The following is a 20354-nucleotide window of genomic DNA, read 5'->3' on the forward strand; positions in this document are numbered from 1 at the left end:
CTAATAGGAGAAATATTTACTCTTTGAATATCTTCCTTGCAAAAAATACTTTGACATTTATGTAACAATAAAAAATATAACTAATATTCTCAAAATTTTCGTTAAAAATTTCTATCTGTACCCCAAATCTATTGGGGTACAATAAAAGTATATATTAGTCTAATTTTTAAGACAATTCTTATTTTAAATTTTTCTTTAAAATTTTACCATTTTCATCTTTATAAGTTATCACTCCTGAACTATCAATTGAGTAATAATCTCCTATTTTCTCTACTTTTAAATCAGGCTTTATTTTTATTAAATAAAATTCAGAACTAGAACTTTCATCTGTATCAATATATTTTTCAGCAATAGAATAAAAGCTATCTTTGAATTGAGGAAGGAATCTAAATGTATTTACATTTAACGAATCTACTTTTGTGTCCTTAAGTATATTTATAAAATCAGGAGATATTTTTTCTAATTCAGAGAAAGAGTAAGCCCGATTATTAGAATTTTCAAGTTGCGTGCATTTCTTAGCTGAGTTTTTCTCGTTACATTTGGAGAAAAAATCTGAGGAAATTGGAGTTTTTAAATAAACTAGTGACTTATTATTAGTTTTTTGATTTATATTTTCTACAATACTAACCTTTACAAAAGCATCATCAATAATTTTAAAACATGCTTTTGAATTTAAATATGTATCTCTATAAGAGTATAAATCTCCAGCTATACACAATTCATCTTTTTCAACAGAATAATTAAAGTTAGCTTTATTTTTACTTATTTGATAATTTAGAGGATAAACCACATAATTTTTTTGGTTTAATACAGCCAATCTATAATATTTACCATCCTCAATCTTTATTACAGAATAATCTTTGTTAAAATCTGGCTGCATACCAATATTATTTTCAAAAATTTTAGTTTATCTTTTTTTACAATAATAGTTATCCACATCATAATCAAAACCACAAGGCTCAACTTTAATAGTCTTCAGGTTTTTTGGCTCTACTGATTTAGCATTACAACCTACTGTAAGGCCTATTGCAGATAATAATACGTATATTAGTCTTTTCACTGTTCATCTCACTTTTGATGTTGTTGATGATATTTCAAAATTTTTTCCAAAATTTCTTTAACCATTTTTGTAGAGCCCATATTTGCATGATTGGCCTTACTTTCATAAAAAGATTTTGTTCCATCTGAAACATAGTCAACACTCTTTTTACCAATTTTCAATCCATGAGGTGTAGCTATTGATGCCCATTCTTTTGAAGCTTCATATTGGGCCAATTGTACGGTACCTTTCCCATCTAATACAAATGCACCTAAAGTTGGTCTCTTTGAAGGTATCAAATATTCCCGGAAAATCCGCTCTTGTAAATTGGTATTAAACTTTTCTTTTCCAGTTAGACCAACTTAAATTTAGCTTCTCGCATAGGTCCTAGAATAATATTTAGTACTTAGCAACAGTAAACATTCTTGTAGTATCATTTGGTGATAAATTATAGGTTTTTTTATTTAGTTAATAATTATACTAACGGCAGGGTGTAAATCTACTACGGCCAAAACTTGAATATTTCCTACAATGTTATTCCACTGAATAAAAAGAGTAAGTTATTTTCTATTCATCTCTGAGTTTATATAAAACAGTCAGAACAGAACCATAAATCTTTTAAATATCTGCTTCCCTATAATCCCATTGGAATTGTTTAATACATTTTACAGTTAGCTTTGTAAATTCATCTTTTAGTAATACTCCACCAAAACTTGCTAAGCGAATATGAACTGCTCTGATTAACTCACTTTTACCACTGGAAATAGATTGAAGATTGGCTTTACAAATATTCGCCATAATGAAATTTTAGTTCTACCTACAACAGCACACAGGATAATAACTGAGAATATATGAATACACGCACTGGAATAATCAAGGACATCATACTCTGACCCTCTATCTTCCCATATCACCTTTTTTAATAGTAGGAATGCTTGAGTAGTATCCGATTCAGTAATTTCAATTCTACTTATTATTCTCCTATAGTATCCATTAAAGCTTTTATTTCTTAACCGTTTGCAAATAAGTTCTATTCATTCTCCAATGATCTGAATTTGTTTAGCAGGATGCTACAAAAAATTTAATAAAGAATTAATATCAATGTGTCCAATCCAGCTCTATATCGCGTTAATGGATATGATTTTTGATTTATAGATTTACTATTTTTATTTATTTAAGTCCTCAAAACTAAATCGCTTAATATCAATTTTTTTATTACTGATATATGAGCTTAAAATAGGTTTTAATTCCTCAAAACTCCCCAAACCAGGACAACTTAACTCCACACCATTTTTATTTGCTTTTTTTGTTGGAAAAAACTTATCTTCAAATATATCATAGCGGCCTAAATTTCTGAAATATGAAAAATAATTGCCCTTATTATCATTAATAATACTTATATCACTATGGTCATTTTTTAGATAAGCATAATAAACTTGATATTTATTTTTATTAACTTCAATAATTTGACACTCCCCTGTTGACATCCATTGAGCATCTTTTGGATTTAAGCCAACAGTCTTTACTAATCTTGCTTTATTAGTATCTTCCCAAATTTGTTTACATAGGACAGTAACTTTATCAATTTTGATACTTTCATTCTTATGCTTGAAACTATCCCAAATTTTTTCACATGCGTTGTCTTCAGCAAAAGCTTGTATTGAGATAAATGTGCTCAGTAGCAATATTAGACTACGTTTCATTTTTACTCCAAATTGATTAGATTTATCTTTTAAGACACCTTTATATTCACTATCTAAAGCTTCTTTAAGCTGATTTTGGATTCCATTACCTACCCCATATTATAATTATAAGGCACTTCATTTACCCCTTTGATTTTATAATAATTTTATTATTACTACTACTCATAAATTGAATTTTAGACAACATCCCGATATATTTCTTATTATTTTTTCATGATTTTAAATCTAATTTAATCTTTTAAATTTTCTAAATTGCAAATATCATTATATTTAAATCTCGACTAAAAACTTCACTCTCAATTATTTTTAACAACTCAGCATTTACTATTCCCCTAATCGTAAACAAATGCTGCCCAGCTTTACTTTTATACTTATTATTAAAAATACACCATTAGCATTAATTTTAAGCTGTGCCCCACCTGCTGTTAATACAATTTCTTTAAGACTTGTAAGCTCATTTTTTCTTCAGTAGAAGAAATTAGTTTGATGTCTTTCTTAGCAATTGCTTTAATAGCATCATCTCATGCTTGCAGCTCGAGCTTTCTTTTTGCTGCATAAGCCCGTAAACCCTTTTGTACAGCAAACAAACTAATTTTGTCTTGTTCTTGTTGTGCGCATCTGCACTACTTTCTAAGCCTTGGGTATAACCCTCTATAAAGCTTTTAAAAGAACTCAATGATTTAGAAGGTGATACTTTCAATTTACTACCTTTACTAAAAAAGTTCCAGATTCACATAAAGCTATCTTTTAAAGCTTAAATCATTTTGAAATTTATAATTGATAGCAGACCTTGTATGTACTTAAAGATTTAAAAGATATTGGAAAAACCCAACTTATATTGGGCTTTTTACACTAATTAGCTTTTGTAGCAGGAAGAACCCCTATTGTCTCACATCCTAAAGTAGATGAAATACACTTTAAATTACTATTAAAAATAGTTTTTATAGATTGAGTTTTTCCTGTTTTATAAGATTTTATATTTGCTAGATAAATATATTGTCCTTTTTTTGAATCATATGTTAACTGATCTCCTTGTAAGATATCGGTCGACTTACTTTTATCCTCACTATCTGAATTCAAAACTGGTACTTCAATAAATTTATTATTTATCAAATTATAAAAATATGCATTTGTAGTAAAATTTTTATATGGTTCTTTCACATAATCTATATTACTATTTTCCCGAATTCTAAAAGCCACAATATTTTTATCATTGTATAACAATATAAAGTCAACATTAGATTTTAAAGGAACTTTACCTTCAAAAATATTATATAGCTCTTTCCGATTTAAAATTTGAACTCCATATTTTTTTAAAGAATATTTAATATCTTTTTTAGTTTTACTAATATTACCAAAATCTACTAATTTAATTTTTAAATTAGGATTTATAACTGTATATTTATTATAAGAATCTATATATTCTATAGGTGAATTTATTTGGGTAGAATCTTGTAAATAATCGTTCCACTCGCTATTGTCTTTTGCATAACAAATATTGAAAGATACACTACAAGCTATCACCATTGCAAAAGAATTTAGATTTTTCATAAGTACCTCAAAATTAATACGGCAAATTTACATTTATAATGCTATTGGGAAATCTTTCGTCTAATTCTACCTCTAAAAAAAATATACTTCTAGCTGAAAATGAAGATGAGTATCTTTGTAGTTGTTAGTTAACTTATTCATATTATCTATTGTAGTATTTTAACTAATTAACTCTTCAGTATAGTTTTTTTATGACAGGATATAAATCGTTTAGACTATGCTCACTATTACTATATATTATTTTTTCATCTAACTGTTGTTGTTTATAATCTGCAGCATTTGAGAAAATACATAAGCTGGGAACCAATAAAAAATTATAAAATTTAATAAAACTAGTTCTCACTATATGTACCTTCAATAAAAATCAAAACTCAGACAAGTTGCTATTTTTATAGTTTTTTTCTAATCCTAAAAACAAATATCACACCTAAGTTATTCATTTTAATAAACTATGTTAGGTTGAAAAATGTAAGACTTACCATTCTTACATTTTTATTCAAAAAGAAAAACTAAATCAGTTTACCTGCTTAAAATATACTTTTTCCCCTTCAGAACATACTCCATAAAAAACTCCATAAGATTCATTCTTTACAGAGGGATTATTCAAATAACTATTACAGTCCAATACTAAATCTCCAGCATTTTTCTTAAAAAATATTTTTTGCTTTTGATAATATGGAGCACCCGTATAATTATCAGCTAAATAATAGATTCCCGATTTAAAATTCTTTGATTCAGCCTGTTTAGTTGCATATCCATTTTTTATAAAATCAATCCCACCCAAGGCTAGGTTAACTTTATCAATATTTAAACTCAACTCACTACTATTATTTTTATCAGCTTTAGCTTCTGCCCATCCAACTTGAACATCTTCACTATAAACATTTTTATAATATAAGGTAAAATTACCATTATTATCTTTTATATAAAATTCATCATATGCAGGATCAAGTCTTTTAAAGAGATAATTATCCATCTTTTTTGTAGGTGTAAAATTCTTACACTTTCCTGCCTTTTCACAGATTCGATATGAAAAATAAAGTTTTGTGTTACTTGATTTAGGCTGATCCGCCTCAGTTGTACATGCATACATTAAACTAATTACAAATAAAAGAAATAATCTGCTCATCATTGTATAATCTCTATGTGCATAGCACCTTCACCTGCTACATCTGCTGAAATAAAACCCGAAATAATTCCATCTTTTAAAGCTTTCTCACAAACAGCTTTAAATCTTTTTCCTACACTATTCAAAGTATTTCCTGTTCCAAAACCATTACTATTCGTACCTAAATCAATAATATTATTTTTTCTATATTGCTCTTCTGAAACGCAGTGTTTCGAAACTCTTACCCCTTTATTTTGAAACTCAACAATTTTTTCAACCATTTTTTGAATAGTTGCCTCTTTTCCAAGCCCTTTAGCAATACATTCTGCTTTAACTTTTTTTACGTCCTCTCCTGGTTTAGCATATTTTGTTGCCTTAATATACATTGCTTCTGCCTGAGCTCTTGGAGTCCTTATTGTACTTGTAATATAAAGTTTATCCATATTTGCTTCTTTAGCTAAATAAGCTAGTACATTTTTTGTTTTCTGGCTTACGATAGCTTGTCTAGATTGTTCATTAACACCTTTAAAACTTATTATTACATCTGACACACTAGGAATGACAGATCTATCTATCTTTAACTCAAAAGCTTTCATCCCTCTGCTTAAATTACCATCAAAAGCAATAAATTCCTTTCCACCACTCGAAGCTGTAATTTTTATCTTTTGACCAATTTCTCCCTTATGTATTTTTTTCCCTATTCCGTGTATACCGCTTGAATGTCTTTTTTTGTTACCTTTATATTCAATCGAATAATTACCACCACTAAATAATTGATTAGTTTTCTGATCATATGTATACACTATAAATTCAGTTTCACCATTATCATTAACTAATGTTTTTGGATGCCCGTCTGTACTAATTTTTACTTTTTCATCTCTCTTGGGAGTAGAGTCATGAGTTTCCACTGGGTGCTTCTGTTTTGAGGAAGGAACGGGTTGTTTAGATTGAGCTATTTCTACAACTTTAGTCCCTATCTTTATATTTTTTGATGCTTGCTCTATTGCTGACGAGTCAACATCGATAACACGAAGCGATTTATTTTTATCAACTTTGATAGTCAATAAGTTCCGTTCATCTCTTAATTTATAATTCAGCTCGAATCCTGGCATTGCACTAACAGTTATCTTTCCATTACCATCAGTCTTTTTTTGCTTTATCTGATTTCTATATTTTTGAATTAAATTCAAATTTGTTATAGGTTTTTTCGTATCTTTATGTCTAAAAAGAATATTAAAAGTATGTAAATTAAGCTTTATCGTCTTTTCGCCCATACCTTCTTGTGCTGTAAAACGAATAATTTCTTGTTTTGAGTCTAGCCCACTAATTAAAACCGTAATCTCCTCGCCACTTAATGCTACTAAGTTATTTTCAATACCATTAGCCCCTACACTATGCTTCTTTTCTGCATTTTTATATTTGAGAAAATAAGAAAAATTTGGAATCGCTTTATTTTCACTATCTATGACCTTAATACTAAAATTAACATTTTTTTGTTTAGTATTATTATCACTGACTTCCGCTTTTTTTTCATTATTTACTTCAGCCTTAGAATCTATTTTTACAGATTCTTGCTTTTGACCAGGGATAGGCTCTTGGTTATGTATATCTGTTTTCGACTTAATACCTCCTTTCCCATTATTTACTACAATAACTGATGCATAATTTTTACCATCACCTAATAAAGAGATCTCTTTATTATTCTTATCTTTTACTAAAACACCATTAACCTTAAACCTAGCACCCATATAGTTACAAACCTTAACTTTTTTTATCTTCCCTTTTTGGTCTGTAATTAAATCCTTGAATAAAGGGACTGGTTTTTTATCGTTATATACTACATCAACTGTCACACCAACTAATGGATTTCCAGCATTATCAACAAATGAAACATCAAATATTGAAGTTAAGACTTTATACCAACGCATATCATCCTTTTCAGTCCCTGGTATTTGAACTTGTTGAGTAGGATTCGATTTACTTACTACAAAATCAGGAACTAAAGAAGGGTAATTAGAAGGATCAGATTTATGTAATTGTGCCTGTGCCTTAGGGCTATAATAATACACAACACCGCCTGTAAAATCGGGTTCTGTTCCATTAAATATAGGTTCTACTGCTTTAATCAAACTCATTAATTTAGGTGAAATATCACCTGAATCTAAAGCTTTTTTTGCTCTTTTATAAGGCGAATTTTTCTGGGTGTATGCATCATATCCTGTTTTTGTAACGATTTGGATAATAGTGCTCCAGGATTTCCAGTTTGCGAAACCAACTCTGTTTCTCATTGTATGCGCAATAACTTTCCATGAAGTTTCACTACAATTTTCAGCTTCACCATTAATAGTTGCAACAAATATTTTAAAATCTTCGCTATAGCTCATTTATTACTCACAAGTTTTCTTAATTATTTTATTAAAATACAAACTATTACCATTTTTATCTACATCCGCTAACATTGCTACTAAATGTAATTGTCCTTTATCATCAAAATATGATTTTTCTTGAAATGAATTATATATAGCGCTATCTATTGGAACATTATCAAATTCTTTATTTTTCAAATTAGCTATTATTTTTTTATTTTTATTAAATAGCTTTCTAGCATAGATAATATTTTTCTTGGAATCACTTTCAATTAAACAATTATTTTTTTTATCTAAAGCAATAAATTCTTTAGTTTGATCTTCCTGTATTTTACTTATAAAAAAATGATATTGACATGGTGAACCACAACTACCATAAGCATGAAAAATATTTTCATTTACTTTATCAACTTCAGGATATCTCATATTTCTTAAAATGAAAGTAGTTTTATTATCAGAATTTTTTACAATATCACAATATTCTTGATCATTCCCTTTGCATTTTAATTCAACATTAAATATATCTTTTGCATAGACAGTCGAACTAATAATAACTCCACAAAAAGCAAGAGCTAAAATGATTAAGCTATTAATATCAAGTAAATAAAATTGTGATCTCTTACTTTGTAAAATTTCAATCATGTTCATGCTCTTCTCCACAACCACAGCTATCAATATCTTCATCATCTAATGACTCAGCTTCCTGTTCAGAAATTAACTCTTTAATTTCTGTTAAATAAACTCCTGGCACTAAAGCGAGTTCTACATTATCAACAGAATCACTATAAACTCTTGCGCTACTTTCTTGCTCAAACTCATATACAGCTTCAATTTTCTTAGAATGATTAATTAATTTATATTCCATATTTTTTAATATTTTAGTATCAAATATTTGACTTAAATCAAATCTCATACTGTACATTCCTGTTTCTGGCATTTTCGGCAACTCAGCATTTACTGTTGCTCCACTCGTAAACAAATGCTGCCCAGCTTTACTTTCAAACTTACCACCTGTTGTTGAAAATACGCCATTGGCATTAATTTTGAGCTGTGACCCACCTGCCGTTAATACAATTTCTTTTGGACTCGTAAGCTCGATTTTATCTTCAGTAGAAATAAGCTTAATCACCTTCTTCGCAATTGCTTCAATAGCATCATCTTGTGCTTGTAGTTCGAGCTTTCCTTTCGCTGCATAAGCACGCAAACCCTTTTGCGCAGCAAACAAACTGATTTTGTCTTGTGCGTGCCCAATAATATTTTTTTGCGCACTTAAATTAATAGAACCGCTGGCACTTTCGGCAATATCTTGCGAAGCTTGCAAAATAATATTTTCAGGCGTCGTCAAAGCAATACCATTTGGCGATGCTAACAACATAAGGGCTTGTCTGAAGATCTTGCCTTGCTCTTGTTGTTTAGTATCGGAACTGCTTTCTAAACCTTGGGTATAACCCTCCATAAAGCCTTGTAAAGAACTCAATGCTTTAGAAGGTGATACTTCCAATTTACTGCCTTTACTAAAAGTTCCGCACGTACTCATCAAATCAAAGTCTTTAGTCTCGACATTTGCTAAGACTTTCCCGACCTCTTGAATACTTTCAAATGGATTTTTATGAATTCGGTCTTTAATACTTGCGAGTTTTCCTTTAACAATATCAGGGCCATGTTCTTCAACGTTTTCGATAAATGCTTTTAAATTTTCTACTGCATCTTTAGCATCGCTAAAGAAAGAATTAAATTCATCTACAACGCCTTTTGCATTTCCCCCTAGTGCACCAATGTCTTGAATAAAGCCACCGCAGTCTTTTAGGGCATGGATAGGATCGTTATTAATTCCTTCTTTGAATAGGTTTACCGTACTATTTAATGCCTGACCTGTGGTTTTTAGCTCAAGCGATTGGATAAATTTAGGTAAGCGATTAATTACGTTTAAAGCATCAGTTTGTTGCTTGGCTGCAACTTCACTGAGCATTTTCATGCTTTCATAGCCTTGTGAAAGTAAAGATTGTGCTTGTGCAGCCTCTAAATGATCTGCAATCGCTTGCTCTTGTGCATAGGTACTAATGAGCATGCCTTTACCCGCCCGCACAGCTCCCCAAGCGTCTGTTCTAAGCTCAAAGCCTTCACCACGGCCTTGGCTTGTCGCTTGTTCTTTAGGATGGCTTAAATTACCTAAATTCAACTGTGTTGCCGCATGGCTACTTTGGAGTTGAGTACTGATCTGCCCTGTTGTGTCATCAAAGCGTAATTGGTTGAAGCCACTTCCATTGATTTCCTGACTGCGTATGCCACTTAGCTTTTTAGTATCAGGAAGCTGCCCTTTTACATCGAATTTAGTTGGTGAACGCTGTGCTTCATGGATTCGACCCGTCACAAATGGACGGTCAATATTGCCATCAAAAAAGTCAATGACAACCACTTCACCAATACGTGGCAAGAAACGTGCACCATAACCTTCTCCTGCCCAAGGAGTCAGTACATCCACCCAAGCCGAGTCAGTATCATTGTCATTGCTACCTGCACCACCGTCATGGCCATGATCATCACTACGAGTAAATAGAAAACGTACTTTAATACGTCCCCATTCATCGACATGAATAGTTTCTCCCTCAGGTCCCACGACTTTCGCTCTTTGTGGATAGGCAATTGGTCGATGCTGTTCCGGATTGTATTCAGGTGCCGTTTTGATTTGACGGCGTATTAAGGTCAGCTCATTACTTTGACGTTCGATATCATCGTAACCATGTTGATCCCAACGACTTTGGGTTAATAACTGGCTAACTTGCTGATGTAAATCTTTAGGTAAATTATTTTGGTTATAGAAATTTTTAGCAATGATTAGGAACTCTTGATCTGCTCCTTCATGCTGATCAATTTCAGGGTGCTCTCTTAAATTAAACCAATAGCCGACTTGGGTATCGCGCACACTACTGTAGGCTTTAAAGTATTTGGCCCGACTCGCATGCATGTCAGTGAAGTGCTGATTTAATTTTTCTAATTGGCTACTGCTTGAAGCGGTTGCCTGATCTTCCCCTTTTAAATCTTGCATCCAGGCGGGGCTTACGTGCCATGCTTGCTCAAGACTTAAAGTAGCCGAATCAAAGTTATCTGAGTGTGTATGGGTAGTAACAACTGAACCATTACCCTCTTCTTGCGCTAACGCATCGGGCTGCCAACGCTGTACATGTACGGCAGTCGGTTGCAGACTTCGCACTGCAACAAAGCCTGTAATACTATCTTGATATTCGGTTGCGCTACTTCTGTGATAGCGAATACTACGACGTGCTAAAGCTTGGTATTGGTTATTGTCATCAATTAATTTTAGTTTTTGAGCTTGTATTGGTGCAGTAAAATGAGGGACAAAAAGCTCTGATTCATCAATGAGCCAACTAACCCCCTCACTTCGCCACAAACGTGTGAGAAAGTCATAGTCAGACTCATTGTGCTGCATAGTGAACGGACGAATATCATAGTTTTGACTTAACCCACCCAAATCAAGACTTAAACTCGCAGCAAACAGTGGACTTTTTTCTTGCCATTCTTTAAATAGAACTTCGGTAATTTCTACGATACTTTTATTCATAAAAACACGACTATTACGGCGTTTGTGCCATAAATTTGTCGCATCTTCTATAGTCAGCTTATAAAGCGTTAAAGCGCCATCACTTTGTCCATAACTGGCCTCAGTCACAATACCTGTAGTTCGGAACAATTGCCCCGAATCAGTGACCTGATCAACAGCGACTTGAACACCAATAAATTGCTTCAATGCAATTTGGGCATTGGTTGAAAGGCAGATCAATTCTGCCATTAGGCCACCATTTAGCTGATGTTGGCCTTCTATACGTTGTAAGAATACTTGATGATTGAGTAGTTCATTAGAAAATTGTACGTGGATAGCACGTTTCTGAGCATTTAGCCCTATTTTTTCCAAGACACTAAATATATTAAAAAGCATTTTTTTATAATCATAAGGATATATAAACGGCTGCACTTTATAAAAAACAGAACTATCTGTCTACAAAATTATGCGTTATTTCTATCAATTTTTTTATATTTTCACTTATTCGAAAGTTATAAAAAAAGCCCAACTTAAGTTGAACCTTTTTTAATTACTTTAAACTTACTTTTTAGCCGTCTTAAACACTGGATAAAAACGGAATAACTGCCATAAACAAACCAATAATAGTAAAAGGAAATAGGCCAATGACCAAACTGGTAAAGACTGACCTAAAAAAGTCCAGTCAATTGCCGCACACTCACCTGAGCCAGAAAGTACTTCTTGTAAAACGGTTTTCATTGGTAAAGCATCAATGAGGTAATTTAAACCCGGACCACAGCTTGGTACTTGATCTGGTGGTAAATGCTGTAGCCAAACATGTCGGCCCGCCACTCCCACTGACCATAAAATTGCAACACCTGCCAAAAATGCATAAAAGCGTTTAATCGCATTGGAAACCGGGTTATGCAAAAACGCAATAAGAGCCACAAAACCCATTGCCATTAAGCCAACACGTTGAAAAATACAGAGCGGACATGGCTCCAACCCTTTTACATGTTCCAAATACAACGCAAAAGACATGCCGACAATGCTTGCCAGAACAAGCAGTCCACTCACCAAACGGTAACTTAATCGCATGTAAAACCTCATTTTTATCTATATTGTTCAAGATATTGATCAAAACTGATCTGATTATCTTGCTCAAGTTGTTCTTGCTGCTGTAAAGATTGCACAGCCAATTGTTCAAAATATTGCAAAGTCTCTGCACTAATCTCATGCTTTTCATAAGTTTCAGCATGTAACTGTGCCATATGACTACCAAAGCTCCAGGTTCCACCATGCTTTAATGTGTCATCAATCACATGAGCAGATAATGTTTCATCTACTTCATCAATACGTTCTTGCATCACAGCCAAAGCCGAGCTGTATAGATCTGTGGCATAGGTCTGATCGAGTAAGCGAGCACAATCCTGCATTTTAGAAATATGCTGACGTGCCCAATCTTCAATATGATAAGACCCGTTTAAATCAGTAATGGTTGCGTTTGGTGCTCGACCACGGTTAACCACTTCTGTCTGGTTTTTCTCAATCAAATCTTGCTCAGGGCATAACAGTTCAGGACTATCGCTTAATAAACAATAAAGCGCTAATGCCTCAAGGAAACCTGCTGTTGTTTCATTGACGCCAATTGCCGAATATGGATTTACGTCCACTGCACGAAGTTCAACATAACCCACCCCTCGATTTTTCAAGGCTTGAGACGGTGTTTCACCCGCTTGAGGAACTTGTTTTGGACGCACGAGACTGTAATATTCATTCTCGATTTGTAAAACATGATCATTAATTTGCAATGGTTCACCAGAGGCATCATTTAACCCTAAACGGCTAAATGGCGGGTATGGAGAATGTACTGCTTTTTGTAAACCGTCCAGATAACCAGTTAAGTTGTTATAGTGAATGCCTAAACTTTTTTGTGCCGAGTTTTGGTAGCCTAAACGTCCCATACGCAGAGCTGTAGCATACGGTAAATAATATGACCCTTTGATTAAAGGCAACAAATGGTGTTCATGACCCGTCAGAAAACAACGGCAAACCGATGGACTCGCTCCCACCAAAAACATAACCAGTGGCGTTAAACGAATAAAGTTACGGATAAGTCCAAAATAGCGATGACTACGATAATCTTGCAGACTAAGTGCTTTTAATTTTTCGTCAGTTTCATGTGCCTGCAAGGCAGTAAAAAGCGAATCTGGAAAAGATAAATTATAGTGTACGCCCGAAATCGTCTGCATACGACGACCATAACGAATACCCAAACCACGGCGATAAAGAGTCTTGAAACGGCCAATATTAGAAGTGCCATATTGAGCTAGACGAATACGTTCTTCATTGTCATCTAGCATACATGGCATAGACAACGGCCAGAGCTTTTCACCATTTTCTAAATGACGGTGCACAACCGCATGAATATCGGTGAGCTCATGCAAGGCATCACCAATGGTTGGCTGTGGTGAAGTAATAAACTCCATCAACGCTTCAGAATAATCTGTGGTGATTTTCGGATGTGTTAAAGCTGAACCTAATGCCTTTGGATGTAACTCTTGTGATAAGAACCCATTACTTTGCATACGTAGGCTTTCACGTTCTATTCCACGTAACATGCCTTGTAGTAGCGACGAATCCACCCAAGCAGGAATAACTGATTGAGATGGTGTAGTGGGTTGACTCATGCATTTGCTCGCTTATAAAAGATCACTATATACAAAATCGTGACATGATACGGCTATTGATATGATCACATCATTTCAGTTTGGCAATTTTTATCACAATCTTGTTATTTAAGACACGAAAGAATTGTGATTTTATTGAAGAATAATTGCTAAAGAGTTGTCAATATCATGAACGATCAAGACATTTTAAACTTCTGGTTTTCACCTGAACACCGTTCACTCTGGTTTGCAAAAAGTGAGGATTTTGACGCAAAAATTCGTGATCAATTTGCAGACGTTCATCGACAGGCAACTCGAGCAGAACTTTGGTCTTGGCGGAAAACACCAGAAGGTCGTCTTGCAGAGATTATTGTGCTAGATCAGTTTTCTCGCAACATTTATCGTGATCAACCCGAATCTTTTGCTTATGACAGTCTTGCTTTAGCCTTGTCACAAGAAGCAATTAGTTTGCAACTCGATGCACAACTTAATCCAGAGCAGCGCTCGTTTTTGTACATGCCATTTATGCATAGTGAATCGAAGTTGATTCATGAGTTTGCTTTAAAATTATTTCAACGCCTCGGCAATGAAATTAATTTAAGCTTTGAGAAAAAACATAAAGTGATTATAGATCGCTTTGGACGTTATCCTCATCGCAATGCCATCCTTGGACGTGTCTCAACACCAGAGGAAACCGAATTTTTATTAGAACCGAACAGTAGTTTTTAAGACTTCTCTATTTTTAATGCTGACGCATCCATTCTTTTATGCTCAGCTGGGAGTTCACTATGAAATATCTCTCTCTTTGTTTAGCTTTAGGCACTGCCATAACTTTAAGTGCTTGTTCAACTGTATCCAGCAAACCAAAAACTTTCGATCAGCTTGGCCAGTTTTCGGCCTATCCGTTAAATGCTCAAACGTTTCGAATCAGCTTTCAGGCTGATCCAAACATGAGCTATGGAGCAGCCGAAGAAATTACTTTGGTGAAATCAGCACAGACTACAGTACAAAAAGGTTTCCGCTTTTTTAAAGTACTGAACGACCCAAGTAATCAAAGCCAAAAGCCACCGCGTCAAGCTGTAGTTTACCCATCTGCACCAAGCTTTTACCCGTATGGTTACTACCGCCGCTATCCGGGTTTCTGGCATGATCCGTTCTATGATTTCCCACAAGTGGTCAATATCGACCCTGTTCAAGTGTCGTATACTATTGAATGTTATCGGGATCAAAAGCAGGCTCCTCAAGATGCCTTTGATGCAACGTTAATTCTCAAATCTATCGGACAAAAATATGGTTTAAGCCCGACAGGAGAATTGTTGCCACCACCTGAGCCGCCAGTAAAACAAAAATGAATAGGATGACCGTATGAATATGGCAGAAGAAGTACACCATGCACCCAATCTGAAGCGCAGCAAATATTTCGCTACGATGGCACTTATTATTGTGGTGGTGCTGTGGATTGGGTTATTGATCGCCAATCGCTTTCTGCCAGAGTACACAGACTTAATTCATATTTTAATGCTAGGTGCGGAAGCTGGTGTAGTGGGTGGACTAGCAGATTGGTATGCGATTACCGTTCTGTTTCGAAACCCATTTGGTAAGCTTCCTATCCCTAAGTTTTTGCGTGATCATACTGAAATTATTCCACGTAATAAGGCACGTATTGCCGAATCAATGGGTCGATTTGTGCAGGAAAACTTCCTGTCGCCTCAGGTGGTCGAACGAAGCCTAGAAAAAACCGATTTAAGTCTTGCCATTGGCCAATGGCTTGCCAGTCCACAAAACAATACGCAAGTGGTACAACTCATTCAGCAAACTGTACCTAAAGTTTTTGAATTTGTGAGCCAAGAACAAATTGCCAATTTCGTGCAAAACAACAGTGTGCAATGGGTGCGTAACACTCAAGTCAATAAACTTGCGAGTGAAATGCTGCGTGCAGTATTGGAAAATGATTTCCACCAAGATGTACTGCAACGTGGCCTCGATATCGCGCATGAGTGGGTGGTACAAAATCCAGATAAAACTCGCGAATTGACAAGAAAAATGTTTAAAGCGCTGGGGGTCTGGTCTCTTGCAAAAGGTGCAAGCTGGATCGGTATTGATGTTCAGCAGCGCACCATTGATTCACTGGTTGAAAAAGTAGAATCAATGCTGGCTGACCATGAACACCCATGGCGACAGGAAATTGAAACTATTGCCCACTCGCTCATGCTGGAGTTAGCAAACCCTGAGAGTATTGCCAGCCAACGTCTAAATAGTGGCAAAGATGCGCTGCTAGATAGTCCTCAGGTCCTAAATTTCATTAGTGGTGCTGTCACTATTTTATGTGATGCCATTAAAGAAGATTTAATGAAAGAAGACTCTGGTATTGCAATGAACCTTAGAGCTGCCATTCAGCAGTTGGGTGAAAACCTTGTCCAAAATGTAAAAGTACGTGAAGTTCTCAACAAAGAAATGACAGGACTTGCCATGAACTTTACGGACCAATATAGCCATAAAATCATACGCTATGTGAGTGAGCGCATTCATGAGTGGGACTCACGTGAAATGATTGGAAAAATTGAAAACGAAGTCGGTGGCGACTTACACATGATTCGTGTGAATGGCGTTGTGGTAGGTGCATTTATCGGCTTAACTCTAGGTGTAATACGAGCAGCGATTGAATCAATTTTATAACGTTAATAATTTCCTTAAGAGAACAATATGCTACAGCTTCAGTCCAAATTGCCCGCACAAGGGGTGACTATTTTTAGTACGATGACGGCAATGGCACAGCGCTTGGGTGCACTTAACCTTTCACAGGGTTTCCCGGATTTTCCTGCACCCCCTGCTTTGCTCGAAGCCCTATCTCAGGCAACTTTGGCTGGACACAATCAGTATCCACCTGGTGATGGCATTCTCGCACTGCGTGAACAGCTCGCTTTACAATTTCAACAACGTGATCAGCTTCAACTTGATCCTGTAACTCAAATCACGATTACGCCGGGTGCAACCATAGCAATTTTCTGTGCCATACAAGCCTGCATCAACACAGGTGATGAAGTCATTATTTTTGACCCGAGTTATGACAGCTATGGACCTTCTGTCGAGTTAGCAGGTGGTAAAGCAGTACATATTGCCTTGCAAGCACCTGACTTTAAGGTGAACTGGCAACAAGTTAAAGATCGAATTAACGATAAAACCCGTATGATTGTGGTAAATACTCCCCACAATCCAACAGGTACAATCTGGTCCAAACAAGACTGGTTAGAACTCATTGAACTAATTCAGGATAAAAATATTGTAGTTTTATCTGATGAAGTCTACGAACACTTAGTTTTTGATGGTCAACAGCACTTTAGCGCGTTGCATTTCCCTGAGCTCAGAGAACGTAGTTTTGTGATTGGTTCTTTTGGAAAAACCTTCCATGTCACAGGCTGGAAAACCGGTTACTGTGTTGCTTCACCTGATTTAATGCGTTTGTTCCGCCAGATTTATCAATATGTTAATTTCTGTGGCACAACACCATGTCAGATTGCACTTGCGCAATATATGCAGCAACACCCAGAACATATTCAGGAACTTTCACAGTTTTATCAGACTAAACGAGACCGATTTAATCAGGCGATCCACAATAGCCGTTTTTTGCTTAAACCATCGCAAGGAACTTATTTCCAAAACCTTGATTACAGCCAGATTAGACCTGACTTAAACGATGTGGAAATGTGCCAGTTTCTTGCCGAGCAACATAAGATTGTGGCTATTCCTGTTTCGGTGTTTTACCAACAAGCCCCAGAGTCTTTACGCCTAATACGGTTCTGCTTTGCAAAAAATGATGAAACACTGCAAAAAGCAGGAGAAATTCTGAATCAATGTTAATAAATTTAGTCACTTAGCATAGTAAAAATACTACAAGAAGTTCCCTACAACTATGCTAAGTTGAATATCCGACCCGCTCATCAAAGAGATGGGCGATGGAGAATACATGCCACCAAGACAGTCTTTAATTCATCAGCAAAATCTTTGGAAAACATTTTTTGTTTTCTTATTGCCCCTGATTGCAACCAATATCTTGCAAAACCTGTCCGGTACCATTAACACTATCTTTGTTGGACAAATGATGGGGGTCGATGCCATCGCTGCAGTTTCTGTATATTTCCCCATTTTGTTTTTACTGCTTGCGTTTATTATCGGTATTTCAACGGGTACCACTGTTTTAGTGGGACAGGCTTGGGGCGCACAAGACATAGAAAAGGTTCAAAGTGTGGTGGGTTCTACTCTGTTTATGACCATCATCGGCGGTATCATTACCGCAATCATTGGGGTGTTTTTTGCCCACGACATTTTAGAACTTTTAGGTACGGACCCGAAGGTGATGCACCTCTCTTTGCCTTATGTGCAATGGATGTTAGCAGGTAGTCCTCTTCTCTTTGTTTATATTATCTATACCTCAATTTTACGTGGTGTAGGAGACAGTACTACCCCTTTACTTGCACTGGCTTTAACCAGCGTGATCGGCGTAATTATTACACCAATTCTGCTGAAAGGTTATTTTGGCTTTCCTGCCCTCGGTATTATTGCACCAGCTATAGCATCAATTATTAGTTATATTGCTATCTTAATTTTTCTTGCGATTTATCTAAATAAGAAAAAGCATCCACTTCGGCCGAACCGTCAGCTTTTGCAACATATCCGTCATAATTCGGCATTAAGTAAAATCATTTTACGCCTAGGTGTTCCAACCGGTATTCAAATGATTACCACTTCAATGGCCGGTTTAGTCATTGTGGGTTTAGTAAACCGTTTCGGAGCTCATGCCACAGCGGCCTATGGTGCCGTGAATCAGGTACTCAACTATATTCAATTTCCAGCGATTTCGATCTCCATCGCGGCCTCAATCTTTGCAGCACAAGCGATTGGTGCTGGTAAGTCGGACCTACTCGCACGTGTTACACGCACCGCTTTGGGAATGAACTTTTTATTTACAGGTGCCTTAATTGCACTCGGCTATCTCTTTTCAAAATATTTGATGGCTTTATTCATTACAGATCCAACTGTGGTGGTGTTAGGGCAACAGCTTTTATTTATTGTACTTTGGGCAATTTTATTCTTTGGTGCAGGTGCCATTTTTGCATCAATTATGCGTGCCAGTGGGACTGTAACCGTACCGATGCTGATTAACATCTCTGCCATTTTATTTATTGAAATGCCATGTGCTTACTGGTTTAGTTCGATGTGGGGGCTTAAAGGCATTTGGGTCGCCTATGCCTTGGCATTTGTCAGTTTATGTATTATTCAAGGCTTGTATTATCAATTTATCTGGAAGAAAAAGAAGATCAAAGTTCTTATTTAGAATGCATTAAACCTTATAAAAAAAGCCATCAATTGATGGCTTTTTTCTTTTAAATCTTATTTCATCCATTTGGTTACAATGGTTGAAGCACGTTGATATCCCGTTGGGAATAAACGCTGGAATGCATCCAGAATTTTTGCATCGCTACCAATGAGTAAACGGCGTTTATTTTTCAAAACTGCATCCAAAATTTGACGAGCTGCTTCCTCTGGTGGGGTACGCAATAACTTGTCAAAGTTTTGAATCGATTTAGTTGGGTCCATACCCAAGCTACTCAAACTATCACTCATTTTTGCAGCTTTAGCGATATTGGTACGAATACCGCCCGGATGTACACATAGCGAACTTACGCCGCATTTTTCAATATCTAACTCTTGACGCAATGACTCAGTAAAACCACGTACCGCAAATTTGGTCGCGTTATAGCCAGACTGGGTTGGCTGAGCTGTTAAACCAAATAAGCTGGAAACATTAATAATATGGCCATCTTGTGTTTGCTTAATGAACGGTAAGAATTCTTTAGTACCGTAAACCACGCCCCAGAAGTTAATTCCCACAATCCACTCTAAATCTTCGTAAGTCGCGCCTTCTACAGTTGAGCCTAAAGCTACACCAGCATTGTTAAAAATCAGGTTAACACAGCCATGATCTTGAACAGTTTCCTGTGCCCACTGCCTTACAGCCTCACGGTCAGAAACATCTAACTTCTTGGTTGTTACAGTAATGTTACTGTACGGTTTTAATAGCTCAACAGTTTTCTCTAAGCCCTTTTCATTAATGTCACTTAATGAAAGATGGCAGCCCTGCTTTGCCAGAAGAATTGCTAATTGTTGCCCAATGCCAGAACCCGCACCCGTAATTGCAGCGACTTTGTTTTTAAAATTTTTCATTGCCCATCCTTTGTTTTTCGATTTGCACAACTGGTTCATTGCATGTGCAATTTAGACTCTTTCAATATAATTTTGACAATATACATTGTCAATATAGTACACTGTAATTTCAGATAGATTGGCACAATTCTGCTGACGGCTTTATCATAGGGCTCATA

Annotated in this window: 17 protein-coding genes and 2 pseudogenes; 5 read left to right on the forward strand and 14 right to left on the reverse strand. The window is 35.5% G+C overall.

Annotated elements, in window-relative coordinates; all coding sequences use genetic code 11:
- Positions 1–178 precede the first annotated feature (178 nt).
- From RFX69_RS06560 to gshA, 13 genes and pseudogenes are all read right to left on the reverse strand, one after another.
- Positions 179–880 carry a hypothetical protein gene (locus RFX69_RS06560; protein WP_216072027.1) on the reverse strand — a complete coding sequence of 234 codons (702 nt, stop codon included), beginning with the start codon at positions 878–880 and terminating at the stop codon, positions 179–181.
- Between the two features lie 188 nt (positions 881–1068).
- The gene (locus RFX69_RS06565) at positions 1069–1275 is read right to left on the reverse strand and encodes a hypothetical protein (protein WP_271055965.1); all 207 of its coding nucleotides are present in this window, start codon (positions 1273–1275) and stop codon (positions 1069–1071) included.
- Between the two features lie 382 nt (positions 1276–1657).
- A complete protein-coding gene (locus tag RFX69_RS06570) occupies positions 1658–1837 on the reverse strand; it encodes a hypothetical protein (RefSeq protein WP_289332985.1) in 180 nt (59 codons plus the stop codon).
- Between the two features lie 368 nt (positions 1838–2205).
- Positions 2206–2742 (reverse strand): hypothetical protein, encoded by a 537-nt coding sequence (locus RFX69_RS06575; protein WP_005109249.1) that lies wholly within the window; start codon positions 2740–2742, stop codon positions 2206–2208.
- 247 nt (positions 2743–2989) lie between these two features.
- A pseudogene (locus RFX69_RS06580) lies at positions 2990–3460 on the reverse strand (DUF2345 domain-containing protein); the annotation flags it as partial.
- A gap of 134 nt (positions 3461–3594) precedes the next feature.
- A complete protein-coding gene (locus RFX69_RS06585; RefSeq protein WP_271055964.1) occupies positions 3595–4293 on the reverse strand; it encodes a hypothetical protein in 699 nt (232 codons plus the stop codon).
- 187 nt (positions 4294–4480) lie between these two features.
- Positions 4481–4636, reverse strand: a pseudogene (locus RFX69_RS06590) (DUF1311 domain-containing protein); the annotation flags it as partial.
- Positions 4637–4807: 171 nt separating this feature from the next.
- Complete coding sequence (locus RFX69_RS06595; protein ID WP_000987758.1) at positions 4808–5425, reverse strand: hypothetical protein; 618 nt, start codon at positions 5423–5425, stop codon at positions 4808–4810.
- A complete protein-coding gene (locus RFX69_RS06600) occupies positions 5422–7785 on the reverse strand; it encodes a hypothetical protein (protein ID WP_005109247.1) in 2364 nt (787 codons plus the stop codon). The genes RFX69_RS06595 and RFX69_RS06600 overlap by 4 nt, the downstream gene beginning before the upstream one ends.
- A gap of 3 nt (positions 7786–7788) precedes the next feature.
- A complete protein-coding gene (locus RFX69_RS06605) occupies positions 7789–8415 on the reverse strand; it encodes a hypothetical protein (RefSeq protein ID WP_309168977.1) in 627 nt (208 codons plus the stop codon).
- The gene (locus RFX69_RS06610; protein ID WP_289332966.1) at positions 8402–11722 is read right to left on the reverse strand and encodes a type VI secretion system Vgr family protein; all 3321 of its coding nucleotides are present in this window, start codon (positions 11720–11722) and stop codon (positions 8402–8404) included. The genes RFX69_RS06605 and RFX69_RS06610 overlap by 14 nt, the downstream gene beginning before the upstream one ends.
- A gap of 165 nt (positions 11723–11887) precedes the next feature.
- Positions 11888–12403, reverse strand: coding sequence for a disulfide bond formation protein B (locus RFX69_RS06615; protein ID WP_001240040.1), 516 nt, complete (start codon positions 12401–12403; stop codon positions 11888–11890).
- Positions 12404–12417: 14 nt separating this feature from the next.
- On the reverse strand, positions 12418–13995 hold the full coding sequence (gene gshA, locus RFX69_RS06620) for a glutamate--cysteine ligase (protein WP_000082287.1): 1578 nt from the start codon (positions 13993–13995) through the stop codon (positions 12418–12420).
- A 168-nt stretch (positions 13996–14163) separates the two neighbouring features.
- On the opposite strand from gshA, the gene RFX69_RS06625 reads away from it, so the two are divergent.
- The 5 genes from RFX69_RS06625 to RFX69_RS06645 all read left to right on the forward strand — a co-directional run bounded on the left by RFX69_RS06625 (position 14164) and on the right by RFX69_RS06645 (position 19306).
- Complete coding sequence (locus RFX69_RS06625) at positions 14164–14703, forward strand: DUF924 family protein (RefSeq protein WP_000999589.1); 540 nt, start codon at positions 14164–14166, stop codon at positions 14701–14703.
- Positions 14704–14762: 59 nt separating this feature from the next.
- Positions 14763–15326, forward strand: a complete 564-nt coding sequence (locus RFX69_RS06630; protein ID WP_289332965.1) for a hypothetical protein — start codon at positions 14763–14765, stop codon at positions 15324–15326.
- Positions 15327–15339: 13 nt separating this feature from the next.
- Complete coding sequence (locus RFX69_RS06635) at positions 15340–16650, forward strand: DUF445 domain-containing protein (protein WP_001055481.1); 1311 nt, start codon at positions 15340–15342, stop codon at positions 16648–16650.
- A gap of 27 nt (positions 16651–16677) precedes the next feature.
- A complete protein-coding gene (locus tag RFX69_RS06640) occupies positions 16678–17832 on the forward strand; it encodes a pyridoxal phosphate-dependent aminotransferase (protein WP_000939866.1) in 1155 nt (384 codons plus the stop codon).
- Between the two features lie 106 nt (positions 17833–17938).
- Positions 17939–19306, forward strand: coding sequence for an MATE family efflux transporter (locus RFX69_RS06645; protein ID WP_001135124.1), 1368 nt, complete (start codon positions 17939–17941; stop codon positions 19304–19306).
- Between the two features lie 56 nt (positions 19307–19362).
- Here RFX69_RS06645 and RFX69_RS06650 read toward each other — a convergent pair whose 3' ends face one another.
- Positions 19363–20196, reverse strand: a complete 834-nt coding sequence (locus tag RFX69_RS06650; protein ID WP_000787758.1) for an SDR family oxidoreductase — start codon at positions 20194–20196, stop codon at positions 19363–19365.
- Between the last annotated feature and the right edge of the window lie 158 nt (positions 20197–20354).

Origin of the sequence: Acinetobacter sp. 148, from assembly GCF_031196675.1 — a bacterium.
GTDB lineage: Bacteria > Pseudomonadota > Gammaproteobacteria > Pseudomonadales > Moraxellaceae > Acinetobacter > Acinetobacter baumannii.